Source organism: Undibacterium hunanense (assembly GCF_014284335.1).
Classification (GTDB): Bacteria; Pseudomonadota; Gammaproteobacteria; order Burkholderiales; family Burkholderiaceae_D; genus Undibacterium; species Undibacterium hunanense.
This window is the reverse complement of sequence record NZ_JACOGF010000022.1, coordinates 1-23163: the sequence shown is the minus strand read 5'-3', so window position 1 is coordinate 23163 and position 23163 is coordinate 1. Positions and strand designations below refer to the sequence as shown.

The window sequence follows — 23163 nt, the reverse complement described above, 5'->3', positions numbered from 1 at the left end:
CAGATCTTATAAGAATCTTATGTAACAGTCTTATGACAAGCAGCAGAAAACCAGACCCATGGAAGGAGATGGTAGGTGTGAGCTGTGCATGTTTTCTCCTTTCGGCAATGAGGGGTGAATAAGTTGTGATCAAGTGGTGTATGAATAGTAGCCCAGGCGTTTTATGGCTGGCAAGTGTTTTATTGCAGGTAGTCTCTTTGTTTTCTCCGCATAACTTGCTTTGAATAAACCCGAAAACCAGGAGGCATGTGGAACTTAATAAAGTTTTTATTTTTTTGAATCCGCTTGTACTTCTTGTACGTATATGAAGTGTTGGTCTTGCAGACCGATACTTCATTTCACCTATAAGGAGACTGCTATGAAACTGTCCAATCGCATTGGTACACGTGTTACCGCCCTGTCCGCCATACTGGCAGGTGCCTTTCTGGCTGGATGTGCATCCATGTCACCTATGGCTGCCACTTATTCGCAAGATACCCTGCCAGACGCAGTCAAGGTACCGGCCGGCCATAAGGTAGCCATGCAAACCGTAGGTGTAGGCATGATTACCTATGAATGCCGCGCCAAAAAAGACATGGCGGGCCAATATGAATGGGCATTTGTCGGCCCCGACGCCGCATTGAACGACCGCAGTGGCAGCAAAATAGGCAAATACTACGGCCCACCAGCCACCTGGGAAAACATGGATGGCTCAAAAGTCACCGCCACCCAGGTCGCCGTTGCACCGGCCGGTACCGGCAACATTCCTTACCAGTTAGTCAAAGCCAACCCTGCCATGGGCAATGGCGCAATGACCGGTGTCACCTATATCCAGCGCGTAGCCACCAAGGGCGGCGTCGCACCAGCCAGCGCCTGCGATGCCGGCAATATGGGCAGCAAGCAGACTGTCAATTATCAGGCTGACTATATCTTCTGGAAGATGATGTAAGAAGGCTGTCAGGTTTCTTTTTAAAACAAAGCCAGGCATGGGTAAATGACCTATGCCTGGCTTTTTGCCGTCCGATAGCGTTGTATGAGTTCAGCAGCATTTTGCGACTACTGCGTCTGAACACAGCCTCTGTCAAATCTGGTTAAAATTCGTACGCCGGATACGCACTGATATGTTGCCTTATCCAGTGCATGGAAGCTCTTCCCTGCTTCGTGATTTTCTGATTGACTCATGGCGAGCAACATATCCGGAAAAATTTAACAGGCTCAATTTGTGAAATGAGTTCTAATTAATTCCACTGGTCAGTTTGTCTGTTTGGTTAACAGGCGCATTAGCGCATCCATGTCAACAGGCTTGACCATATGATGATCAAAACCAGCTGCTGATGATTTCTGTCGATCTATGTCGTGTCCATATCCAGTGATTGCCACAAGCATCGTGTCAGCCATCGCAGGCAAGAGTCGTAGATTCCTGGCTAACTGCATGCCATCCATATCTGGCAAACCAATGTCCAGCAGGCAGGCATCTAAAGTCTCGTTTTTTGCAATATCCAAGGCTGCTTTGCCAGAGTGAACAATTTTCACACTACATCCGGCAAGCTCCAAAAACATGCCCAACATGGATGCCGCATCCTCATTGTCATCCACTACGAGGACTTTAATATTTCCCTTTGCCGATTCAAGCGTAAAAGCAGGTTCGGTATCAATTAACGCTGTTGGATAGAATCGGGGAAGCGTTATGGTAAATACACTTCCCAAGCCTAATCCATCACTACTTGCCGTGACAGTGCCGCCGTGAAGCTGAACCAGGTTCTGTACTAATGCCAGCCCTATGCCTAGCCCCCCTTGCGTGCGGTCTGAGGTGCGTTCTGCCTGTGCAAACATATCAAAAATGCGGCTTATGGTCTGGGGCTCTATCCCAATACCGTTATCGCGGATGGTGAAGACAATTGCATCATCCTCAATATTCAAACTTAATGTAATTTCGCCACCTTCCTGGGTATATTTTGCGGCGTTATTTAGTACGTTTGACAGGATTTGAATGAGCCGTTTTTGATCGCCTTTTATATAAACAGGGACGAGAGATGTTTGCAGTGTTAACTGGTGACGGCGGGCATCAAGCAGTGGCCGCACTTGTTCGATAGCGCTCGTGGCGATGTGCCTTGCATCAAGTGCCTCCTCCTTGAGCGTGACCAAGCCTCGCGATACCCTGGAAACATCCAAAAGATCATCGATCAATCCCGTCATATGTTTCACTTGTCGAGAAATGATCTCGCTCGTGCGCTTGATTCTTGCGGGGTCCAAATTAGGAAAATTCAATAAATCGGACGCTGCACTGATTGGGGCTAGTGGATTGCGCAATTCGTGCGCGAGCATAGCCAGAAACTCATCCTTGCGGCGATCCACTTCACGCATCGCATATTGGCGTTGCCTCCCACGAAAGGCCGACATAGCGGCACTGATGAGCGTCAGTCCTTGAAGTGGGCGCTCCAGCAAAGTGACGTTACCTAGTTGGAAAAAACTGGAGGTATTGGGAGACCCTATCCCACTCTTGCTTAAAATCAAGATAGGAAAATCTGACCACGTCGGTTGGCTATTCAAAAATTGATTTAAAAATTTGAGCAGATAGGCACTTAGTGCTTCGTCTGAAACGATCAAAGCGGCAGCACCAAGACGCATTTCTGCCTCAACATCCAGATCGCTTTTGCATATAAAGGTTTCCATCTTGGTGCGCTGAAGCACTTGATCGACTAGCCGGGCATCTTTTCCAATTGGTGCAAAAATTAAAATCCTGCTTTCCACGTAGGCCTTTTTCTATTGCAAAGATTAAATTTGACTCGAAGCATGGACTGCTTCAGAAAATTACACCTCCTCTGAATTTAACAGAGTAGGTACGCCAGTAAGTATTCCCTGGAAGTTATCGAGAATAGGGCCTACTTCGATACCCGTTTTCGTTATGGTAAAGCGTCTTAGCGTAGTTTCATGTGCGCTACCTCGCTTTTTGAACACGGAAATGGCTTTTTCCACTGCCCCTCGCGCTTCAAAGTAGCGCAAAATCAAGACATTGTCTGCCATGTAGCTCACGTCAATGCCAGTTGTCATCGCACCGACAATGCCTTGCTGCACGCCGATCAAAAAGGTTGCCACCCCTCTCTGGCCCAAATAGGTAAGTACTTCGTGCAGATGCGTGGTCAAAAAACCTGCTTCAGGCATTGCATTCAAATATCCGTTCAGGCTGTCGATAATAACAACTTTGGCACCATTATCGGCAGCGCGACATACAGAGTGCGTGAATTCACCTGGACTCATCTCGGCGGGATCAATCTGATTCACTTCCAGCAGTCCGGCTTCGTATGAAGGGCGCAAATCCATACCTAGACCGATACAACGGTTTAACAGTGTATTGAACGACTCCTCGAACAAAAATATTGCTGCCCGCTGGCCTGCATCAGTCGTGGTTTTTACGAACTGTATCGCTAAAGTCGATTTCCCTGTCCCGGGAGGGCCAGAAATCAAGGTACTTGACCCTTCTTCGATACCGCCGCCCAATAGTGAATCAAATTGTGAGATTCCACTCGAAACTTGGGCGCGCTGAGCAAGCTCACGTGTTTCAGCAGCGATGATTCGGGGGTATACGACGATGCCGCCAGTGATGATCGTATAGTCGTGTGGCCCACGCCTGAATGCTACGCCACGGTACTTCATCACTCGGACGAGGCGACGCTCTGCGCCATACTCGGAATCTGTATGTTGTAAAGTAATCACGCCATGGGCGATGCTGCGGACTTGTTGGTCTCCGCGTACAGCAGTCTTGTCGTCTAATAGAAGTGCCGTACACGCGCGCTTGGCAAAATATTGCTTGAGCGCCAGGACGTGACGACGATAGCGCAACGCGCTGCCCGATAGTAATTGCAGTTCCGATAGCGAATCCAAAACGACACGTTTAGGATTCAGCTTTTCAATCATTTGAAGAATGAGCGAATTGGTTTCTCCCAATTCCACTTCGGAAGGATGGAGAACAGTGTATTGCTCACTTGGGTCTAGAAGACTCTCTTCCGGAATTACCTCATGAATATGTACGCCATCCATTGACAAGCCATGCGCATCGGCGACCGCTCGCAGTTCCACATCATTTTCTGCCAAAGTGATATATAAAACTGTCTCACCGCGCTTCGCTCCTTCGATCAGAAACTGAAGTGCTATCGTGGTCTTCCCTGAGCCTGGATCACCTTCGAGCAGATATAAACGTTCTTTGGTTAAACCCCCGCCAAGCACATTGTCCAGGCCGGCAATTCCAGTTGAGATAAAAGCATTTGTTAATGAATTCTGCGCAATCATATCAACCCTCAGTTATGCATCCAGTAAATATGCCTTGCCTCACGCTGTTGCATGGGTGAAGGAATTATTTACTATTATACAAGCTAATATATTTAATGCCGTATAAACACATCTGCCCTAAGCATTCGTTCTCATACTCAGACGCGATGATTGAGGGTAAGTTGGGTCAATTCACAATCCCGGAAAGAAGGACTAAAAAATGGGGGGGCGTACTCAGATGAATGCCACATAGGCCAGATGACAAGATTTTTCATGTGATAGGGCAGCGCTACATGAAAGACGTGCTCCCTACTTTGAAAGCGCATACGCAAAGAGATTACTGCCAGTATTTCAAGTTGCTTGATGCCGTATCCGGGGAGTTACCCATTGATAGCATTCACCCATTTGATGTTGCTGAGTATGTGCGCCTAAGAGGTGAAGCATCAAAGGTACGTGCAAATCGTGAGAAAGCGTTTTTTAGCACTTTGTATAACCATGCCAGGACATGGGGCTACACTGATGCAACGAACCCATGCATTGGTGTTAAAGGTTTCAAAGAAAAGGCGCGTGACAGATATGTTGCGGATGATGAATATGCGGCGGTCTGGGCTGTCGCACATTCGACAGTGCAAGATGCTATGGATTTGGCTTTGTGTACTGGCCAGCGCCCCGCAGATGTTCTAAAAATTACCGTTGCTGACATTGCTGATGGCAAGTTATCCATTAGGCAAAATAAGACGGGCAAAAAATTGAGAATTGCCATTGAGGGTGGGCTAACTGATGTTATCGCTCGCATAATGGCTAAACCGCGTGACAAGGTGAATAAAGCACTTTTGCAAGATACAGATGACCAGCGTCTCGCATATTGGGCTATGCGTTCAAGGTTTGATAAGGCCAGGGAAGAATCGGGTGTTAATTTCCTGTTTCGTGACTTGCGTGCAAAAGCGGCCACCGATACGCAAGATTTGGCGCATGCACAGAGTCTGCTGGGACATAAGAACAGAACCACCACAGAAATTTATACACGCGATCGAAAGGGGGATCTGGTACGGCCTTTGAATCGTGCCGTACCGACAAAATGATCAATTACATTTGATCAAACAAAATATTAGGCAACGGCCAAAATTCGATCAACGATTGGCATAAAATGCTGCCGAGAATTCCGGGCCCTGCTAATGTGAGCACCAGTAAGACCATCAGCGCTAGTGCAGTCAAACACAGGTTTTCTTGCTTCTAAGGAATAAGGTACAAGACTATGAAGGTTCGGTATTTGACCTAAATTCCAATTCCCGTCACCCCACTCGTGAACTTGACCATTTGGAATGAGTTTGTCGACTATATTTTCTTGTACTGCCTGTCCTACTCGGTCACCGAAAATACCCCAGCCTCTAGTCATCCCGCTTGCATTGTCTCTGATGTTGTGCTGTTGCATGACGTATCCCAAAAAAGTTGGTAATCCCGATGGAATTTCAAGGCCAGTCCCAGTCCACGACGTGTTACATTGATCCCAGTTTTGACGCCACATAACCAGCTTATTTCCCAGATTCTCAGTACCTTTGATTGAGAATAGGTCGGGAGACATTGGCACAATAAAATAGTCACTGCCAGAGAGAACCGCACGGTTTAATGACCCAAGGTTGGGACCTAAATCCAACATGACTATGTCAGCATTAATTTCTCTCGCGCACCACAGAATATATCGATAAATTGCAGACTGAACTCGGAGGGCTGGTTCGTCCCCGCCCTTTGCGCTATTCCAAGTATCGCCAAGGCGATCTTCGTAATTGCTAAGGGTAATGTCTCCGGGCACTAAATATAGGTTCGGATAAGCCGGATTTATTACTGTAGGACGTCTTTGACGAATATCGCCCATACCACTATATACACGCTCAATAGCATTCCAAATACTGTTTCCGCGATCGGGTCTCCAACAAAACGGTTTTACCTGCACGCTCAAGAAGGTGGGCTATATGAAAGAGATAAGTTGTTTTACCAACGCCCCCCTTATTGTTAAATATACTAATAATTTTCATTTACGAAGCCCCTTTTATCTGAGAATTGGTTTATACGTTTTTTCATTGCTTACACATCATTAAGGTATGTTAAATGTGACCTTGTAGATTTATGCTATCACAACAGTTTCGCAAAACGACACGCCCTGACATGCAGATGAAGGGGAATTGTAGAATGGCCAGACCAATGCAAAAAGGACTTACATCGCTGTAAGTCCTTCTTTTTACTACATATTCCTTGGTGGCCCGGGGCGGAATCGAACCACCGACACAAGGATTTTCAATCCTCTGCTCTACCGACTGAGCTACCAGGCCAAGACCAAGAATTATAGACATGTTGGGCGTGGTTTGCAAGCTTTTTCTGAAAATAGCTTTACTCCGCTCTATGGCGGGGCTTTGATCTGGCGCATCAGGCGGGTGGGTGGGCTTACCGTATAATGGGCTGATTATCCGGTTTTGGTGGTGGACTTATGTCAACTCAGATTTACGACACAGATATTTGCATCGTCGGCAGTGGTGCAGTGGGTAAGGCGGCGGCGCTGGGGTTTGCGCAGGCGGGCTTGCGGGTTTGTTTGTTGAGTGCGGGTGGTGTGCCGGTGTCGGCAGCACCTGTGGCATCTCCTCTGCCTGCTGCGGCAGACTGGGATGTGCGTGTGTATGCGCTGAACCATGTGGCCCATGATTTGCTGTCTTCATTGAAGGTGTGGGATGCGCTGAATTTGTCGCGCGTTGCCCCGGTGACTGCCATGCAGGTGCATGGCGGTGGTGAGGTGGATGCGGGCAAGCTGGGGTTTGATGCCTATGGTGCGCATGCGAATGAGTTGGCATGGATAGTTGAAGACAAGAATTTGAACCAGGCGCTGGATAGCGCTTTGCGCTTTGCCCAAAATCTGACGCAGGTACAGGGCCGTGCAAAACAGTTGGTGCAGGAAGTGGATAGCGCGCATATTGTGCTGGAAGATGGCAGTATCTTGCGTGCGGGCCTGATTGTTGGTGCTGACGGCGCGCAGTCCTGGGTGCGGGGAGCTTGCGACATCGGGTTGGATTACCGGTCTTATAACCAACAGGGCGTGGTGACGAATTTTGAATGTGAAAAGCCGCACCTCGGCATCGCACGCCAATGGTTTGTGCAAGAGCAGGGCATTATTGCCTTGCTGCCTTTGCCGGGTAATCGTGTGTCGCTGGTCTGGTCTGCGCCGGATGCGTTGGCGCAGACTTTGGTGAATGAGGCTTTGTCTGCTTTGGTCGAGCGTTTGATGCCATATTGTGGCGAAGGGCTTGGTGCATTGCGCCCGGTTTTGCCAGAGGCGATACGGGCTTTCCCTTTGCGTTTGATACGGCCACACAGTGCCATCGCACAGCGGGTGGCCCTGATCGGTGATGCCGCGCATGCAGTGCACCCGCTGGCCGGGCATGGCATGAACCTGGGTTTTGCGGATGTACGTGATTTGCTGAGAGTTGTCAAAGAACGTGAAGCCCATCGTGATTGCGGTGATGCCCGCCTGCTGGAACGTTACCAGCGCGCCCGCAAGGAAGAAGTGTTATTGATGCAATTGACGACGGATGGTTTGGCACGCCTGTTTGGGTCTGACCTGACACCATTGCGGGTAGTGCGTGATTTTGGATTGAACTTGCTGGATAAATTGCCGGTCATAAAAGGCAAGCTGATTGCCCATGCCATGGGCAAGTGATACGTCTGAATGCAGGCGTGTGCAAGCTGGCATACAATAGCGACAATTAAATTGCCTGTTGGCAGACCGAGAATTGAAAGATAGATAGTGATGAAAACATTAAAACAAGCCCTGCTGATGCTGGCACTTGGTATTGCTGGCCTGACCAGCGCGGCAGCAGAAACGCCGGTGGAAGCCACTGTGCGCAAACTGGTAGAACCACGCCTTGGTGAGGGTGTGAAGGTGGATTCTGTCGTCAAGACACCGTATGCAGGCATGTATGAAGTACGTATCGGGTCTGATATTTTGTACACCGATGAAAAAGCCCAATACCTGTTTGTTGGCAATGTGCTGGATTCCAAGAGCGGCACCAACTACACCAAGCAGCGCACGGATGACCTGAACAAAATAAAGTTCTCTGATCTGCCGCTGGAATCTGCCCTGAAAATGGTCAAGGGTGATGGCAAGCGTGTGATTGCGGTGTTTGAAGACCCTAATTGCGGCTATTGCAAACAGTTCCGCAAGACCCTGACGAACCTGGATAACGTGACGGTGTATACCTTCATGTATAACATTCTGGCGGAGGATTCCAAGGTCAAGTCGAAAAATATCTGGTGTTCTGCTGACCGTAACAAGGCCTGGGATGAATGGATGTTGAATGGCAAAGCCGCGCCAGAAGCAGCGGCCAACTGCAGTACGCCACATGAAAAGATTTATGCGCTGGGTCAAAAATTGCGTGTAACTGGTACGCCATCAGTATTCTTTGTCGACGGTACCCGTGCACCGGGCGCGATGGATGTCAAAGTCCTGGAAGCGCGTATGGCTGCTGCTGCTGCCCCCAAACCAAATTAATCAACGCAGTTTCTTCAACGCTTTTAACACATACCCTTCATCCCATGTCGTCGCCCGGTCGCAGGACAGGAATCTTGCTGGCAGCAGGGCGCGGGCGGCGTTTTGATGCCAGCGGCGTCGAAAACAAGTTGTTGCAAACGCTGGATAATGGCCAGACCGTGGCCAGCCAAAGCGCGCTGAATCTATTGTCTGCTATGCCACACACTGTGGCTGTGCTGCGCCCCGGCAGCGACATTTTGTGCGCGCGACTGCAGGCCCTGGGCGTGGAATGTGTGTTTTGTGATGATGCCGATGCCGGTATGGCGCATTCTTTGCAGGCGGCCTTGCGGGCCAGTGCTGGCAGCGCCGGCTGGCTGATTGCTCTGGCGGACATGCCCTTCGTACAACCTGATACCATGCAAAAACTATTGCAGGCTTTGCAAAATGGCAAAGACATGGTGGCCCCCGTGCATGCTGGCCGCAGGGGTAATCCGGTTGGCTTCTCCCAAAAATATCTGCCGCAGTTATTGGCCCTGCAAGGTGATACTGGCGCCCGCCAGTTGTTGCAAACACCTGATCTGCATCAGATTGGGGTGGCCGACGCTGGCATTCATCAAGATATAGACCTGCCGCAAGACCTGCTGACCCCGCGCAGGTAGTGGACTGGTTTTAATCTGGTGCACCTGCCGTTATGGCTGTATCCATATATTGATGCAAATAAAATATCTCAATACGCATGAATATGACAAAATGCGCATCGTTTTGCCACAATGTTTTACCTTTGCAACTGAACTTACCGAAGTGAAATCCTTACCTGATATATCTATACGGCCCATTTAGCCCTAGAATAGCGTTTTTCTTCGACCTGATTTAATGCAGGGGTAAGTAGTACAGCGGCCCAACTCTATGAATAATCTCAATCAGAAACTGGTGATACGTCTGGGCTTTCTGGGCCTGGTGCCTTTTGTCTTGCTGACGCTGGCATGCTGGGTCGTGCATCCCGACTGGCTGGGTTATTTCATTAAGGCGCAGTTATATTACGGCATCGTGATTTTGTCTTTCCTCGGTGGTTTGCACTGGGGCGTGACGATCATGGCGGGTGGCAGTGATCATGAAGAAACCAAAAAAGCGTTGATCTGGGGTGTGATTCCTACCCTGATTGCCTGGTGTTCAATGATTAACATGTTGTTTGGCTTTGTGGTACAGGTGGCGGGTTTTATCGCTGCTTACCTCATCGACAAACGCCTGTACCAGAGTTATGGTGTGCCGCAGTGGTTTATTGACCTGCGTTTGCAACTGACCCGTGTGGTCGTTGGTGCGCAGATATTTACCTTTATTGCCGCGAATGTGCGTAGCTACTAAGTCAGCTAATAAGTTAGCCAATAAGTCCTCCAATAAATCAGCAAACCAATTAATAAAGATTCGGAAAGATCGTTCAGAATGAAAAAAACGATAACTACAAAGAAGCAGGGGACAATCACCGCCGCATCTGCACATGGCTTGCTGTATTCCATCGTGCCCAAAGATCTGGCGGGACATCTGTATCAGATTACACTGGACATCGCCACTCCCGACGCTGCCGGGCAAGTGCTCAGCCTGCCGGTATGGATACCGGGCAGCTACATGGTGCGCGAATTTTCTCGCAACATCGTACAGATCAAGGCCAGTTCTGATGGTAAAAAAGTCGCGCTGAAAAAGCTGAACAAAAATACCTGGCAGGCAGCCCCATGCAAGACGACATTGCGCATCACTTATGAAGTGTATGCCTGGGATTTGTCGGTGCGCGCAGCACACTTGGATCAAAGCCACGGCTTCTTCAACGGCACCAGTGTGTTCTTGAGCGTACATGGCCAGGAAATGAACCCGCATGTGGTTGACATCCAGCGTGCCGACGATGCTGCCTGCAAGACCTGGCGCGTGGCCACTTCTTTGCCTGAACTGAAAGCAAAACGCTATGGCTTTGGCACCTATGTGGCTGCCAATTACGATGCACTGATTGATCATCCGGTTGAGATGGGTGATTTCGCCATGGCCACGTTTGAAGCACATGGCGTGCCGCATGATTTTGTCGTGACCGGCAAAGTCCCGAATATGGATATGGACCGCATCATCGCTGATGTGAAAAAAATCTGCGAGACACAGATTGCCCTGTTTGAACCACGCACCAAAAAAGCGCCGATGGACCGTTATGTGTTCATGACCATGGTCGTCGGTGAAGGTTATGGTGGGCTGGAACATCGCGCATCAACCGCATTGATTTGCAACCGCACTGATTTGCCGCTCAAGCATCAGGCAGAAATGACAGATGGCTACCGTGGCTTTTTGGGTTTGTGCAGCCATGAATATTTCCATACCTGGAATGTGAAGCGCATCAAACCTGCGGCGTTTGCCCATTATGATTTGCAGCAAGAAAATTACACCAGCCTGTTATGGTTGTTTGAAGGCTTCACCAGTTATTACGATGATTTGATGCTGGTGCGTGCTGGCGTGATTGATGAAGCAGCGTATTTGAAGCTGATCGCCAAAACCATCAACATGGTCACACGTGGCAGTGGTCGCACAAAGCAAAGCGTGGCTGAATCCAGCTTTGATGCCTGGACCAAGTATTACCGTCAGGATGAAAATTCGCCGAACGCCATCGTCAGTTATTACACCAAGGGTTCACTGGTAGGCTTGGGGCTGGACTTGACGATACGCGCAGAAAGCGCCGGCAAGAAATCGCTGGATGACGTCATGCGCGTGCTATGGCAAAAATTTGGCCGTGATTTTTATGAACGCCTGCTGACAGGCAAGCAACAAGGTCTGGCAGAAAATGAATTTGAAGCACTGGTCGAAGCAACAACCGGTGTGAATGTACGCCGCTTCCTGGACAGGCATGTACGCGGTACGGAAGATGTGCCACTGGCAGCCCTGTATGCAGACTTTGCCGTGTCGGTGAATGATGGCAATGCAAACAAAAAAGCCAGCCTCGGTGTTCGCGTGGTGCGTGACGGTAATGACTGCAAGATCGCCAATGCCCACGAAGGCCGTGCTGCCCATCTGGCCGGTTTGTCGGCCAATGATGTGTTGATGGCGGTTAATGGATTGCGATTAACGGCAGCAGATGCGGCAGACAGCCTGGCAACGGCATTAGGCCGTTATCGCGTTGGTGAAACGGTGCAGATACATGCCTTCCGCCGTGACGAACTGTTGACCGTGCAAGCCAAATTGCAGGGTGATGATGTGCCGGCGCTGTCGCTGTCCATACAGCCGCCAGCCAAGGGTGGCAGTGTTGTCAGGCCCAGTTTTCAAAAGCCGGGCAAGCGATAAACGCCACAGATAAGCACTAAGATGCAATGCAGCGAACCGCAATACAGACATTCTGTATTGCGGTTTTTTATTTCACGAAGACGCTATGCTGTTGAGCGCCGTCATTGCATCTGCCGGCAAGTTGATTTGTGCAGTCGCCAGGTTTTCCCGCAGATGTGCGACGGAAGAGGTGCCGGGGATCAGAAGGATGTTTGGCGCACGTCGCAGCAACCAGGCGAGCGCCGCCTGCATGGGAGTAACACCAAGGCCGGCAGCCACATCGGACAGGATAGTTGACTGCAGCGGGTTGAAGCCGCCCAGCGGGAAGAACGGCACATAGGCAATGCCCGCATCCGCCAGATCATCGATCATGGCATCGTCAGCCCGGTGTGCCAGATTGTAGTGGTTTTGTACGCAAACAATCTCGCAGATACCGCGCCCTTGCGCTACCTGCGTAGCAGTGACATTACTCAGCCCGATGTGGCGTACCAGGCCTTGCCGTTGCAGTTCGGCCAGAGCAGTGAGTGGAGCTTCTATCGAACCTTCGGCAGGCCCATGCGTGTCAAACATGACGCGCAGGTTGACGACCTCGAGTGCATCGAGTCCGAGGTTGCGCAGATTGTCGTGAACAGCCTGGGTCAGATCCGTGCTTGAAAAAGCCGGAAGCCACGCGCCATCCGCCCCGCGCCGTGCACCAATCTTGGTAACAATTACCAGATCATCAGGGTAGGGCACAAGCGCCTCGCGGATCAACTGGTTGGTCACATGGGGGCCGTAGAAATCGCTGGTGTCGATATGATTTACCCCGGAAGCGACAGCTTCCCGCAAGACAGCCAATGCCGCATCGCGGTCTTTGGGGGGACCGAACACGCCAGGGCCGGCAAGCTGCATGGCACCGTAGCCAAGGCGCTTTACGGTACGATTACCCAGGGTAAATGTATTTGACTGATCGATTCTTGACATGCTCTATCTCCTTTAAGGTTCTACACAGGACTTACGCAAAATTGTCCCAGCAAGGCTATCGCTAAGGTAGCCTCCCTTACAAGGGAGACTCGTTACGTTGGCAGACAACATGTTGTCTGAAACCCCAACTACACCGTAGCGACGAAGACAGTACGGTCGTACGGTTAGGAGCTACAACGCAGCTGGGGCGGTTTTGCGTAAGTCCAACTAAAGTGATCATGGTAGCCATTGTTTATGTTGTTGATAAGTCGGTATAATCAGTACGGGCTGTACGATATTATGCACAATGAATATTGATCTGAATGATCTGAACGCCTTTGTGGCGGTAGCACGTGCCGGCGGTTTTCGCGATGCCGCACGGGCGAGTGGCGTCAGCGCGTCGGGCTTGAGCGAGGCAGTACGCCGTCTTGAGACACAGCTTGGCGTCAGATTGCTGCATCGCACGACACGCAGCGTTGCACCGACCGAAGCTGGCAGGGGTTTGCTGATGCGGCTAGCACCAGCGTTGAACGAAGTGGAAGCGGCGCTGGACATCGTGAATGGCTTTCGCGACAGGCCAGCGGGCACATTGAAGCTGAATGTCCCTGTCAGTGTGGCCAGACTGGTGTTACCCGCCATCGTTTCACCTTTCCTTGCGGCTTATCCTGATATCAAACTTGAGGTGGTCGCCGAAGAAAGCTTTGTCGATGTCCTGGCTGCGGGATGCGATGCAGGCATTCGTTATGGTGAGCGACTGGAACAGGACATGATCGCCGTGCCGATCGGACCTCGTTCCCAGCGCATGGCCGTCGCCGCCGCACCGGCCTACTTTGATCGCCACGGCCGCCCGGAGCATCCGCGTGAATTGGTCAACCATGCCTGCCTGAGCGGTCGCTTTCCCAGCGGGACGGTGCCGGCATGGGAATTCGAGCGCAGTGATGAGCTGGTACAGGTTGCCCCGGCAGGGCAGCTGATCGTGCGTATCGGTGGGGCCGTTGATCTTCTGGTTGACGCTGCAATCGCTGGTAGCGGCATCATCTATCTTTTTGAGGACTGGTTGCGCCCGCATCTTGATAGCGGTGCACTGGAACCGGTGCTCGAACCCTGGTGGCAGCGTTTTCCTGGCCCATTCCTGTACTACCCGGGGCGTCGTCTCATGCCCGCACCGCTGAAGGCTTTTGTCGATTTCGTCAAGGCATCGGCTGATTCCACTTTTCCTGGTACGGTGACCACGCACAGCTGATCAGCCCTGGCCCTGATAGTGCGGCGAGTTCCATTGCAGAAAACATCAGCCAGCGTTGATGTTCAATAGCAAAAATCTCAAAGCTGAACTTTCTGGCGTATGATTTTGTCATAGTCCATCATCACACCCTTCGCCGCCTGCATGACTGCATCGCAATTTTACTTGTCGAAACCGGTATGGCAAAAGCCTGCTTATTTGCTTGGTATTGTCATCTTGCATGTGTTGTTACTGCTTTTTGTGCGCCAGGCCTTACAGAAAAATACCGGACAGTCGGAAGCCTACAGGTATCTGGATGTCAGTTTTATTGCCCCTGCACTGAAGGTGTTGCCTCAGGTGCCACAAATACCTGCGGCCGCGACACCATCGCAACCCATCACTCAACTACCGCAGCGCTTGCGTAGTCAATCACGTGACAGCCAAAGCCAGGTATCAAACACTGCACCATCGGCGATCAATCAGGGCAGCGAACATGAGGCATCAGGCGCTCCCATATCCGCAGCACATGATGCCATCTCATTGGACCTGGACAGTTTGCGGAAAGCCGCATTGGCAGAAGACAAAAAACACATGCGGTCTCAGGCCAATCGTATACCCATGGCCGCAACTGCCGATTTAAAATTCGAAGAAAAATTTGGCAGGGATGTGCAGGAAGCCAAACGGAAAGATTGTCTTAACGCTTATTCAAATGGTGCACGCGTAGGCAATGTCGCGCTGGCCGGTCTCCTGGTAGCCGGTGTGATTGTGGCAGATACGGTGACCGGAAAAGGGTGCAAGTGGTGACAGGGGTTTCGCAAAACTTAATTTGCAAAACCCCTGATGTGCTCCCTGGAAGAGAGTGTTTGAAAAACAGCAAATCAGCCAAATACCTTCGCCAGTTCTTCCCCCGGGTTCTCAGCCCGCATGAAAGCTTCACCCACCAGGAAGCCATGCACATTTGCTTCACGCATGCGGGTGACATCGGCGGCTGACATGATGCCAGATTCGGTAATCACCAGTTTGTCTGGTGTAATACGTGACAGCAAGCCTATGGTTGTATCCAGCGATACTTCAAACGTGCGCAGGTTGCGGTTATTAATACCCAGCATGGCGGTCTTCAATTTCAGGGCCGCTTCCAGTTCTTCCCCATCGTGCACTTCCACCAGCACACCCATGCCCAATTCATGCGCACAGGCTTCCAGGTCGGCCATCAGACCGTGATCCAATGCCGAGACGATGAGCAAGATACAATCCGCCCCCCAATGCCTGGCCTGATAAACCTGGTAAGTATCGATCATGAAATCCTTGCGCAATGCTGGCAGGGTACAGGCAGCACGTGCCTGTTGCAGGTATTCCGGCGCGCCCTGGAAGAATTGCACATCTGTCAGCACCGACAAACAGGCAGCGCCATGCTCTGCATAGCTTTGCGCAATCTCAGCAGGTTTAAAGTCGGGACGTAACACGCCCTTAGAAGGGGAGGCTTTTTTTACTTCGGCAATCACCGCTGCCTTACCTGCCGCAATTTTGCCACGCAAACCAGCTTCAAAATCACGCAGGTCTGCATGTGCCTCCTTGTTCGATTCAACTTCTGCACGCAGACTGGCGAAGGACTGGTATTTCCTGGCGGCAGCCACTTCATCAGCTTTTACTGCCAGGATTTTATTCAAGATGTCAGACATGGGCTTACTTCCCTAATTGCTGGGTGACTTCAATAAACTGTTCCAGCTTTGCTTTGGCGGCACCGGATGCGATAGCTGACTGGGCCAGTTTGACACCATCTGCTATTGAGGTTGCGATACCTGCTCCGTACAAGGCTGCACCCGCGTTCAGGGCAACGATGTCGGTAGCTGCACCGGGCACATTACTCATCACTTCGAGTATCTTTGCTTTTGATTCATCCGCACCGGACACACGCAGATTACGGTTGGACACCATTTGCAAGCCAAAGTCTTCAGGGTGGATATCGTATTCGCGAATCTCGCCATTCACCAGCTCGCCCACCATGGTTGGTGCCCCGAGCGAAACTTCATCCATATTGTCACGCCCCCATACCACCAGCGCATGTTGTGCCCCAAGGCGTTGCAGGACGCGGATTTGTATACCTACCAGATCAGGGTGAAACACACCCATCAAAATATTCGGCGCGCCAGCGGGATTGGTCAATGGCCCCAGGATATTGAAGATGGTACGTACACCCAGTTCACGTCGTACGGGTGCTGCATGTTTCATCGCTGCGTGGTGATTCGGTGCAAACATGAAGCCTATGCCGGTTTGTGCAATCGACTGGGCGATCTGTTCAGGCTTGAGATTGATGTTCGCGCCCAGAGATTCCAGCACATCAGCACTGCCTGATGATGAAGACACACTGCGGCCACCATGCTTGGCAACACGCGCACCGGCAGCAGCAGTAACAAACATTGATGCGGTAGAGATATTGAAGGTATGCGCACCATCGCCACCCGTACCAACGATGTCGATCATGTTGGTGGTATTTGCCAGCGGCACCTTGGTCGAAAATTCACGCATCACTTGAGCTGCTGCGGTGATCTCGCCTATGCTTTCTTTCTTGACGCGCAGGCCCATGGTCAGCGCGGTGATCATGACTGGCGACATTTCGCCACCCATCAGTTTGCGGAACAGGAACAGCATTTCATCGTGAAAAATTTCACGGTGTTCTATCAGGCGTGTCAGTGCTTCTTGTTGAGAAATGGTCATGATGCTGTTCCAGTCAAAAAGTTTTTCAGCAGGGCGTGGCCATGCTCGGACAAGATGGATTCGGGGTGGAATTGCACGCCTTCGAGATTGAATTCCTTATGGCGCACACCCATGATTTCACCGTCATCTGTCCATGCAGTCACTTCCAGGCAATCCGGCAGGCTGGCACGTTCTATTGCCAGCGAGTGGTAACGGGTAATTGTGTAAGGGCTGGGCAAATTCCTGAAGACACCGACGCCAGTATGGGCAATGGCAGAAGTCTTGCCATGCATGACTTGCTTGGCGCGGATAACCTTGCCACCAAAGGCTGCACCTATGGCCTGGTGACCAAGGCAGACGCCGAGAATAGGCGTTTTGCCAGCAAAGCGTTCTATCACGGCGATGGAAACGCCTGCTTCTGCCGGAGTGCAGGGGCCGGGTGAAATGCAGATGTGATCAGGCTTCAGCGCCTCAATTTCTTCTATCGTAATTTCATCATTGCGGTAGGTACGTACATCTTCACCCAGCTCGGCAAAATACTGCACCAGGTTGTAGGTGAAGGAATCGTAGTTGTCTATCATCAGTAACATAAGTAAGACCTCTCAACACAGAGTCACGGAGACACAGAGTTTCACAGAGAAACCCTTTTGATCCCGCTTTTTAATACGGGCACCATGAAATTAATAAGTAATCCAGTTTTATAACCTGTCAGGCGCAAGTAGGTAAGAAGTTGTGCTGTATGAACTGGGAGCAGTGACTCTATCGCTTTCAGTTCCAGAACCAGACTATCTTCTACTACTAGATCGAGTCGATAAGCAGACTCAACTTTTACACCTTTGTATTCTATGTCCAGGCAAACCTGGCGTTTGAAACTGAGTTTGCGCAAATACAGTTCATGACAAAGACAGCTTTCATACGCACTCTCCAAAAGACCCGGACCCAGATGCTTGTGCACTTCTATTGCTGCACCGATGACTTGTTCACTCAATAAGTCATTCTCTGTTTTTCTCTGTGTCTCGGTGCCTCTGTGGTGAGTTTTTTGGTCTGGCATTTGATCAAATCTCTCCATCCAGGCCATCTTGCACTTGTTCTGCCGCACGTAATACTGCGCGTGCCTTGTTTTCGGTTTCCTGCCATTCCATTTCTGGTACTGAATCAGCCACTACGCCGGCGGCTGCCTGTACGTACAACATGCCGTCTTTCAAGACGCCGGTGCGTATCGCAATCGCCAGATCCATTTCGCCGCCGAAGGACAGATAACCGCAGGCACCGCCATAAATGCCGCGTTTGACGGGTTCGAGTTCATCGATGAGTTCCATTGCCCTGACCTTGGGGGCACCAGACAATGTGCCCGCCGGGAAGGTGGCTTTCAATACATCAAGATTGGACAAATTGGCTTGCAAGACACCTTCTACATTCGAGACGATGTGTTGTACGTGCGAATATTTTTCGATGACCATCTGGTCGGTGACCTTGACGCTGCCAGTCTGGGCGATGCGGCCTATGTCATTGCGGGCCAGGTCTATCAGCATGACGTGTTCGGCGATTTCTTTCGGGTCTGCGAGTAATTCTTTTGCCAGTGCGGCATCGCGTTCTGGTGTGGTGCCGCGTGGGCGGGTGCCAGCCAGCGGACGTATGGTGACTTTTTTGCTGCCGTCATTCAGGCTTTCATTGCGCACCAGAATTTCTGGGGATGCACCTATGATTTGCATGTCGCCAAAATTATAGAAATACATGTACGGCGAAGGGTTCAGCGAACGCAGGGCGCGGTACAGCGACAGCGGTGAATCGACATAGGGTTTTCTGATGCGCTGGCCCACCTGCACCTGCATGAGGTCGCCTGCCATGATGTATTCCTTGGCTTTTTCTACGGCCTTCAGGTAATCATCCTTGGCGAAGTCGCGTATAGCTTCTGTGCGGACAGACGCCGATGTGACCGGCGCATCAACGCTACGGCGCAGCATGGCGCGCAAGTCTTTCAGGCGTTGACGGGCTTTGGACCAGGCTTCCGGCTGGGTCGGGTCGGCATACACGATGAGGTAGAGTTTGCCGGATACATTGTCGATAACGGCCAGCTCTTCCGTCAGCAATAACTGGATTTCTGGCAAGCCCAGATCATCTTTCGGTGCCTTGCCAGCCAGGCGTTTTTCTACATAACGTACAGCATCGTAGCCGAAGTAGCCAGCCAGGCCACCACAGAAACGTGGCAGGCCAGGGCGCAGGGCAACCTTGAAACGGGACTGGAATTCAGCAATGAAATCCAGCGGATTCATGTTGTGGCTTTCTATGACCTGGCCGTTTTTCAGGACTTCGACTTTTTCACCAAAACTGCGTACCAGGGTATTGGCAGGCAGGCCTATGAAGGAATAGCGGCCAAAACGTTCGCCACCCACGACGGATTCGAGCAGGAAGGTATTCTTGCCAGCGTTCTGGGTTTGCGCGAGTTTCAGATACAGGGTGAGCGGGGTTTCCAGATCGGCGAAGGCTTCCGCAATCATGGGGATACGGTTGTAGCCTTGCGCGGCCAACGATTTGAATTCGAGTTCGGTCATGGTTTTCTTTCAACCGCCTGCCTGCTCCTGAAACTTGTGCACGCGTCTGCAACAGCAGCCAGCAGCGCACGCAAATTCGCTCAAGAGAGTATGGACGGGTAAGACAAATTGATATAACAAGCAAGAAGATGTGCTGGGGATGTGCACAGCCACTCGCGGCATTCGTGGTTTAACAGAATTGCCAGCGTCGCCATAGCCAGGCCTCAAAAGTGCCTGGAGTGATCATGGAACGTTTGTTATCGATGAACATTCGTTATGTGAATGGTTTGAAAGTCAATGAGAGTTTTTCGCTAACAGCAGTTGTGCTGCTATCAACAGGGTTTCGACTATACCATCACTTTGAATATTTTGTACAGCTTCGCCGTGGTTGTATCCATACGGCACGGTCAGGACCGGGCAGCCTGCTGCACGGGCAGCAATTGCATCATTGCTGGAGTCGCCTATGGCCAGCACTTGTGATGGTGGCAGACCCAGAACCTTGCAGGCTTCCAGCATGGGCAGGGGATCAGGTTTCTTTTTTGCAAAGCTGTCGCCGCCATAGACTTGTTCAAAATAATGGAATATTTCCTTCTTTTGCATCAGTGGCAAGGCAAAGGCCAGTGGTTTATTGGTGACGCAGACAAGACGCAGTCCCAGGTCGCGCATGGCTTGCAAGCCTTCATGCACCTCAGGGTAAAGCTGACTGTGATCACCATTGATAGCCAGGTAATGACGCTGGTAAGCAGCCAGAGCCTCATCAAAGCGTGCTGCCACGCCATCGGCATCAAAATCCTGGGATAAAACTTTATGGATGAGATTTTCAGAACCCTTGCCCACCATGGTCTTGATGACATCCAGCGTCAGCGGTGCCAGTGTAAAGTCCTCACGCATGCGGTTGATGGCGACCAGAAAGTCTGGCGCGGTATCTATCATGGTGCCGTCAAGATCAATGATGGCGGCTTTGATGTGGCTGAACATGGTTGGGCGATCAGATATAGGCTTTCCGCCTGGTGTGGCGAAAAGCCTGAAGATGAAATTGGGAGATTAAACCTTGGACAACTCAACGCGCATGGCATCAATAATGGCTTTGTAGTCGGGTTTGCCAAAAATGGCAGAACCGGCAACAAAGGTATCGGCACCGGCACGGGCTATCTCTGCGATGTTCTCGATTTTGACGCCGCCATCCACTTCCAGCATGATGTCGCGGCCGGATTCATCAATGATTTTGCGTGCTTGCGCAATTTTCTTCAGTGTGTGCGGGATAAATGTCTGACCACCAAAACCAGGGTTGATCGACATGATAAGAACGATATCGATTTTGTCGATGACGTTTTCCAGTACATGCAAGGGCGTGGCGGGGTTGAATACCAGGCCAGCCTTACAGCCGTGGTCACGTATGGTTTGCAGGCTGCGGTCTATATGTTCAGATGCTTCCGGATGGAAGGTGATGATATTTGCGCCTGCCTTGGCAAAGTCGGGGATGATACGGTCCACCGGTTTGACCATCAGGTGCACATCGATAGGCACCTGCACATGCGGGCGTATCGCTTCGCACACCATAGGGCCTATGGTCAGATTAGGCACATAGTGATTGTCCATGACATCAAAATGGATCATGTCAGCGCCAGCGGCGACGACATTGCGGACTTCTTCTCCCAGACGGGCGAAATCGGCAGACAATATACTGGGAGCAATACGGAAAGTAGTCATGATGGAATCGTGCTTGAAAAAGATATGCTATTTTACCTTGTGAGGGCAAGCGGCTGTTGCCCCGGTCTGGCACAATGACCACAATTCATCATGAAAGAAAATTATGGCAGCGTATGAAATAAGTGTATCGGTGGCCACACAGTATCTGAAAGACCAGTCCGATCCTGAGCAAAACAATTTTGTTTTTGCCTACACCATCACCATCAAAAATACCGGCACCGTGGCAGCGCAGGTGATTTCCCGTCACTGGATCATCACTGACAGCAAAAACCATGTAGAAGAAGTCAAGGGCCTGGGTGTTGTTGGCCATCAACCTTTCCTGGCACCGGGGCAAAGCTTTGAATACACCAGCGGCAGTTCCCTGAAAACGCCACAGGGCAGCATGAAAGGCAGCTATTTCTGCGTGGCAGAAGACGCGCACCGCTTTGAGGCAGACATCCCCGAATTTGTTTTATCCTTGCCGCGTACCCTGCATTAATCCGGGTTATTGCGGATTGTCGCTGTCCTGGGTTTGTTCGACTGGTTTTTTATCTTCTTTGGGCGGTGTTTCTGGCGCACGGCCTTGAAACATCGTCCACCAGACGATAAAAATCAGTATAAACATCGCAACGCCTGCTTCCAGTGCCAATAGCCACATCGCATTCACCTCGTAAATAAATTAGGTGCATTGTACCTGCTTCACAGCAAGCCCTTGTTTGGCGCATTACAATACACTTATCGGCATTTGTGCTGCATATCCCTACACAATACCCTACACAATATATCTCAGGAGCATCCATGACTTACGAATGTATTTTGACTGAAACCCGCGACAAAGTCGGCTTGATCACCCTGAATCGCCCCAAGGCCATGAATGCGTTGAACGATCAGCTCATGGATGAACTGGGTTTGGCATTGAAAGCTTTCGACAAGGATGAAAACATCCACTGCATCATCCTGACAGGCAGTGAAAAAGCCTTCGCCGCCGGTGCTGACATCGCCGCCATGGTGGGCTATAGTTTCATGGATGCCTATAAAGATGACTACATCACCCGCAACTGGGAAACCATGCGCCAGATCCGTAAGCCAGTTATTGCTGCCGTTGCCGGCTATGCTCTGGGCGGTGGTTGCGAAGTCGCCATGATGTGTGACTTCATCATCGCTGCTGAAAATGCCAAGTTTGGCCAGCCAGAAATCAAGCTAGGCACTTTGCCTGGTGCTGGCGGCACACAACGTTTGCCACGTGCGATCTCCAAATCCAAAGCCATGGACATGTGCCTGACTGCACGCATGATGGATGTGGTCGAGGCAGAGCGTGCTGGCCTGGTATCCCGCGTCGTACCTTTGGATAAGCTGATGGAAGAAGCTTTCGCTGCAGCGAATGTGATTGCTTCCATGTCCCTGCCCATCATCATGATGGCCAAAGAGTCAGTCAACCGCGCTTATGAAACCACGCTGTCAGAAGGTATACAGTATGAGCGCCGTTTGTTCCAGGCAAGCTTTGGTACTGAAGACCAGAAAGAAGGCATGCAAGCCTTTTTGGAGAAGCGTCCGGCTGTATTTAAGAATAAGTAATTTGTCTTTAGTTATATAGAGACTATATAGAGGCGCGTTATATGTATGACGCGCCTCTATAAATTAAATCGCATCTATGCAGTTTTAAAAAAACACATCTCATTCGAGAAGCAAAGCCAGCATTTTGCAGAGCCGTGCAAACTCCTTCCCCTTCAAGGGGAAGGTCGGGATGGGGATGGGTTTCGGTCGATGAGCGAAATGCCATCAATATAGAAGCCCATCGGACTCGTCGCTCCTGCGCAGGCCGGAGCCCAGTGTCGTCCGTGGAGTCGCAGAGCCAAAGCATAGTAGGGTGCGCCATGCGCACCATTGCATCTACATATGTACAAGGCATGATCAACCAAAGAGCCGGTGCGCGGAGCGCACCCTACAAACCGCCACCCCAACGCCAGCCTGCCAAAAAACAATCTAAATAATTCCCGCAAAGCACTTGCAAAGTGGGGGAAGAGTTTGCTATAGTTCGCCTC

At 50.9% G+C, this 23163-nt stretch carries 24 protein-coding genes and 1 tRNA gene; 11 read left to right on the top strand and 14 right to left on the bottom strand.

Annotated elements, in window-relative coordinates:
• The first annotated feature begins 358 nt into the window (after positions 1 to 358).
• On the top strand, positions 359 to 928 hold the full coding sequence (locus H8L32_RS26070; protein WP_186950790.1) for a DUF3455 domain-containing protein: 570 nt from the start codon (positions 359 to 361) through the stop codon (positions 926 to 928).
• A gap of 302 nt (positions 929 to 1230) precedes the next feature.
• Here the strand turns inward: H8L32_RS26070 and H8L32_RS26065 are convergent, their stop codons facing one another.
• Both H8L32_RS26065 and H8L32_RS26060 read right to left on the bottom strand, forming a co-directional pair.
• Complete coding sequence (locus H8L32_RS26065) at positions 1231 to 2730, bottom strand: hybrid sensor histidine kinase/response regulator (protein ID WP_329605232.1); 1500 nt, start codon at positions 2728 to 2730, stop codon at positions 1231 to 1233.
• 60 nt (positions 2731 to 2790) lie between these two features.
• Complete coding sequence (locus H8L32_RS26060) at positions 2791 to 4266, bottom strand: ATPase domain-containing protein (protein ID WP_186950789.1); 1476 nt, start codon at positions 4264 to 4266, stop codon at positions 2791 to 2793.
• A gap of 272 nt (positions 4267 to 4538) precedes the next feature.
• Here H8L32_RS26060 and H8L32_RS27920 point away from each other — a divergent pair, with 272 nt between their 5' ends.
• Positions 4539 to 5327, top strand: coding sequence for a tyrosine-type recombinase/integrase (locus H8L32_RS27920; RefSeq protein WP_186950788.1), 789 nt, complete (start codon positions 4539 to 4541; stop codon positions 5325 to 5327).
• 26 nt (positions 5328 to 5353) lie between these two features.
• Here H8L32_RS27920 and H8L32_RS26050 read toward each other — a convergent pair whose 3' ends face one another.
• From H8L32_RS26050 to H8L32_RS26045, 3 genes are all read right to left on the bottom strand, one after another.
• On the bottom strand, positions 5354 to 6196 hold the full coding sequence (locus H8L32_RS26050) for a ParA family protein (protein ID WP_329605233.1): 843 nt from the start codon (positions 6194 to 6196) through the stop codon (positions 5354 to 5356).
• Positions 6135 to 6278, bottom strand: coding sequence for a ParA family protein (locus H8L32_RS28070; RefSeq protein ID WP_222619504.1), 144 nt, complete (start codon positions 6276 to 6278; stop codon positions 6135 to 6137). The genes H8L32_RS26050 and H8L32_RS28070 overlap by 62 nt, the downstream gene beginning before the upstream one ends.
• Positions 6279 to 6496: 218 nt before the next feature.
• Positions 6497 to 6572, bottom strand: a tRNA-Phe gene (locus H8L32_RS26045).
• Positions 6573 to 6727: 155 nt separating this feature from the next.
• Here H8L32_RS26045 and H8L32_RS26040 point away from each other — a divergent pair.
• From H8L32_RS26040 to H8L32_RS26020, 5 genes are all read left to right on the top strand, one after another.
• Positions 6728 to 7948, top strand: a complete 1221-nt coding sequence (locus H8L32_RS26040; RefSeq protein WP_186950787.1) for an FAD-dependent monooxygenase — start codon at positions 6728 to 6730, stop codon at positions 7946 to 7948.
• Between the two features lie 90 nt (positions 7949 to 8038).
• A complete protein-coding gene (locus tag H8L32_RS26035; protein WP_186950786.1) occupies positions 8039 to 8779 on the top strand; it encodes a DsbC family protein in 741 nt (246 codons plus the stop codon).
• A 44-nt stretch (positions 8780 to 8823) separates the two neighbouring features.
• Positions 8824 to 9417 (top strand): nucleotidyltransferase family protein, encoded by a 594-nt coding sequence (locus H8L32_RS26030; RefSeq protein ID WP_186950785.1) that lies wholly within the window; start codon positions 8824 to 8826, stop codon positions 9415 to 9417.
• Positions 9418 to 9664: 247 nt separating this feature from the next.
• Positions 9665 to 10120 (top strand): DUF3429 domain-containing protein, encoded by a 456-nt coding sequence (locus H8L32_RS26025; RefSeq protein ID WP_186950784.1) that lies wholly within the window; start codon positions 9665 to 9667, stop codon positions 10118 to 10120.
• Between the two features lie 78 nt (positions 10121 to 10198).
• Positions 10199 to 12067, top strand: a complete 1869-nt coding sequence (locus tag H8L32_RS26020) for a M61 family metallopeptidase (protein WP_186950783.1) — start codon at positions 10199 to 10201, stop codon at positions 12065 to 12067.
• Positions 12068 to 12139: 72 nt separating this feature from the next.
• Here H8L32_RS26020 and H8L32_RS26015 read toward each other — a convergent pair whose 3' ends face one another.
• On the bottom strand, positions 12140 to 13009 hold the full coding sequence (locus H8L32_RS26015) for an aldo/keto reductase family oxidoreductase (protein WP_186950782.1): 870 nt from the start codon (positions 13007 to 13009) through the stop codon (positions 12140 to 12142).
• Between the two features lie 286 nt (positions 13010 to 13295).
• Here H8L32_RS26015 and H8L32_RS26010 point away from each other — a divergent pair, with 286 nt between their 5' ends.
• Complete coding sequence (locus H8L32_RS26010; protein ID WP_186950781.1) at positions 13296 to 14231, top strand: LysR family transcriptional regulator; 936 nt, start codon at positions 13296 to 13298, stop codon at positions 14229 to 14231.
• A 141-nt stretch (positions 14232 to 14372) separates the two neighbouring features.
• Positions 14373 to 15011, top strand: coding sequence for a hypothetical protein (locus H8L32_RS26005; protein ID WP_186950780.1), 639 nt, complete (start codon positions 14373 to 14375; stop codon positions 15009 to 15011).
• 74 nt (positions 15012 to 15085) lie between these two features.
• Here H8L32_RS26005 and trpC read toward each other — a convergent pair whose 3' ends face one another.
• The 7 genes from trpC to rpe form a co-directional block, all read right to left on the bottom strand.
• Complete coding sequence (trpC, locus tag H8L32_RS26000) at positions 15086 to 15886, bottom strand: indole-3-glycerol phosphate synthase TrpC (protein ID WP_186950779.1); 801 nt, start codon at positions 15884 to 15886, stop codon at positions 15086 to 15088.
• 4 nt (positions 15887 to 15890) lie between these two features.
• Positions 15891 to 16922, bottom strand: coding sequence for an anthranilate phosphoribosyltransferase (gene trpD, locus H8L32_RS25995; RefSeq protein ID WP_186950778.1), 1032 nt, complete (start codon positions 16920 to 16922; stop codon positions 15891 to 15893).
• Positions 16919 to 17491: an anthranilate synthase component II gene (locus tag H8L32_RS25990; protein ID WP_110258194.1), complete on the bottom strand. Its 573-nt coding sequence runs from the start codon at positions 17489 to 17491 to the stop codon at positions 16919 to 16921. The genes trpD and H8L32_RS25990 overlap by 4 nt, the downstream gene beginning before the upstream one ends.
• 41 nt (positions 17492 to 17532) lie before the next feature.
• Positions 17533 to 17952 (bottom strand): GxxExxY protein, encoded by a 420-nt coding sequence (locus H8L32_RS25985; RefSeq protein ID WP_186950777.1) that lies wholly within the window; start codon positions 17950 to 17952, stop codon positions 17533 to 17535.
• A gap of 4 nt (positions 17953 to 17956) precedes the next feature.
• Positions 17957 to 19453, bottom strand: a complete 1497-nt coding sequence (gene trpE, locus H8L32_RS25980) for an anthranilate synthase component I (RefSeq protein WP_186950776.1) — start codon at positions 19451 to 19453, stop codon at positions 17957 to 17959.
• Between the two features lie 273 nt (positions 19454 to 19726).
• Entirely contained in the window at positions 19727 to 20410 is a 684-nt protein-coding gene (locus tag H8L32_RS25975) for a phosphoglycolate phosphatase (protein ID WP_186950775.1), read from the bottom strand.
• Between the two features lie 66 nt (positions 20411 to 20476).
• Complete coding sequence (gene rpe, locus H8L32_RS25970; protein WP_186950774.1) at positions 20477 to 21142, bottom strand: ribulose-phosphate 3-epimerase; 666 nt, start codon at positions 21140 to 21142, stop codon at positions 20477 to 20479.
• Positions 21143 to 21245: 103 nt separating this feature from the next.
• On the opposite strand from rpe, the gene apaG reads away from it, so the two are divergent.
• Positions 21246 to 21620: a Co2+/Mg2+ efflux protein ApaG gene (apaG, locus tag H8L32_RS25965; protein ID WP_186950773.1), complete on the top strand. Its 375-nt coding sequence runs from the start codon at positions 21246 to 21248 to the stop codon at positions 21618 to 21620.
• Positions 21621 to 21626: 6 nt separating this feature from the next.
• On the opposite strand, the gene H8L32_RS25960 is transcribed toward apaG, so the two are convergent.
• Entirely contained in the window at positions 21627 to 21779 is a 153-nt protein-coding gene (locus tag H8L32_RS25960; RefSeq protein ID WP_186950772.1) for a hypothetical protein, read from the bottom strand.
• Positions 21780 to 21919: 140 nt separating this feature from the next.
• Here H8L32_RS25960 and H8L32_RS25955 point away from each other — a divergent pair, with 140 nt between their 5' ends.
• On the top strand, positions 21920 to 22696 hold the full coding sequence (locus H8L32_RS25955) for an enoyl-CoA hydratase (protein ID WP_110258199.1): 777 nt from the start codon (positions 21920 to 21922) through the stop codon (positions 22694 to 22696).
• Positions 22697 to 23163: the final 467 nt, after the last annotated feature.

What these genes read in the sequence shown, in the direction of transcription:
- trpE (WP_186950776.1), bottom strand. Translation starts at nt 19,453, where the DNA reads ATGACCGAACTCGAATTCAAATCGTTGGCCGCGCAAGGCTACAACCGT.
- rpe (WP_186950774.1), bottom strand. Translation starts at nt 21,142, where the DNA reads ATGACTACTTTCCGTATTGCTCCCAGTATATTGTCTGCCGATTTCGCC.
- H8L32_RS26030 (WP_186950785.1), top strand. Translation starts at nt 8,824, where the DNA reads ATGTCGTCGCCCGGTCGCAGGACAGGAATCTTGCTGGCAGCAGGGCGC.
- H8L32_RS26025 (WP_186950784.1), top strand. Translation starts at nt 9,665, where the DNA reads ATGAATAATCTCAATCAGAAACTGGTGATACGTCTGGGCTTTCTGGGC.
- H8L32_RS26010 (WP_186950781.1), top strand. Translation starts at nt 13,296, where the DNA reads ATGAATATTGATCTGAATGATCTGAACGCCTTTGTGGCGGTAGCACGT.
- H8L32_RS26060 (WP_186950789.1), bottom strand. Translation starts at nt 4,266, where the DNA reads ATGATTGCGCAGAATTCATTAACAAATGCTTTTATCTCAACTGGAATT.
- H8L32_RS26015 (WP_186950782.1), bottom strand. Translation starts at nt 13,009, where the DNA reads ATGTCAAGAATCGATCAGTCAAATACATTTACCCTGGGTAATCGTACC.
- H8L32_RS26070 (WP_186950790.1), top strand. Translation starts at nt 359, where the DNA reads ATGAAACTGTCCAATCGCATTGGTACACGTGTTACCGCCCTGTCCGCC.
- H8L32_RS26035 (WP_186950786.1), top strand. Translation starts at nt 8,039, where the DNA reads ATGAAAACATTAAAACAAGCCCTGCTGATGCTGGCACTTGGTATTGCT.
- H8L32_RS25985 (WP_186950777.1), bottom strand. Translation starts at nt 17,952, where the DNA reads ATGCCAGACCAAAAAACTCACCACAGAGGCACCGAGACACAGAGAAAA.
- H8L32_RS25975 (WP_186950775.1), bottom strand. Translation starts at nt 20,410, where the DNA reads ATGTTCAGCCACATCAAAGCCGCCATCATTGATCTTGACGGCACCATG.
- H8L32_RS25990 (WP_110258194.1), bottom strand. Translation starts at nt 17,491, where the DNA reads ATGTTACTGATGATAGACAACTACGATTCCTTCACCTACAACCTGGTG.
- H8L32_RS26005 (WP_186950780.1), top strand. Translation starts at nt 14,373, where the DNA reads ATGACTGCATCGCAATTTTACTTGTCGAAACCGGTATGGCAAAAGCCT.
- H8L32_RS25955 (WP_110258199.1), top strand. Translation starts at nt 21,920, where the DNA reads ATGACTTACGAATGTATTTTGACTGAAACCCGCGACAAAGTCGGCTTG.
- H8L32_RS27920 (WP_186950788.1), top strand. Translation starts at nt 4,539, where the DNA reads ATGAAAGACGTGCTCCCTACTTTGAAAGCGCATACGCAAAGAGATTAC.
- H8L32_RS25960 (WP_186950772.1), bottom strand. Translation starts at nt 21,779, where the DNA reads ATGTGGCTATTGGCACTGGAAGCAGGCGTTGCGATGTTTATACTGATT.
- trpC (WP_186950779.1), bottom strand. Translation starts at nt 15,886, where the DNA reads ATGTCTGACATCTTGAATAAAATCCTGGCAGTAAAAGCTGATGAAGTG.
- H8L32_RS26040 (WP_186950787.1), top strand. Translation starts at nt 6,728, where the DNA reads ATGTCAACTCAGATTTACGACACAGATATTTGCATCGTCGGCAGTGGT.
- apaG (WP_186950773.1), top strand. Translation starts at nt 21,246, where the DNA reads ATGGCAGCGTATGAAATAAGTGTATCGGTGGCCACACAGTATCTGAAA.
- H8L32_RS26020 (WP_186950783.1), top strand. Translation starts at nt 10,199, where the DNA reads ATGAAAAAAACGATAACTACAAAGAAGCAGGGGACAATCACCGCCGCA.
- H8L32_RS28070 (WP_222619504.1), bottom strand. Translation starts at nt 6,278, where the DNA reads ATGAAAATTATTAGTATATTTAACAATAAGGGGGGCGTTGGTAAAACA.
- trpD (WP_186950778.1), bottom strand. Translation starts at nt 16,922, where the DNA reads ATGACCATTTCTCAACAAGAAGCACTGACACGCCTGATAGAACACCGT.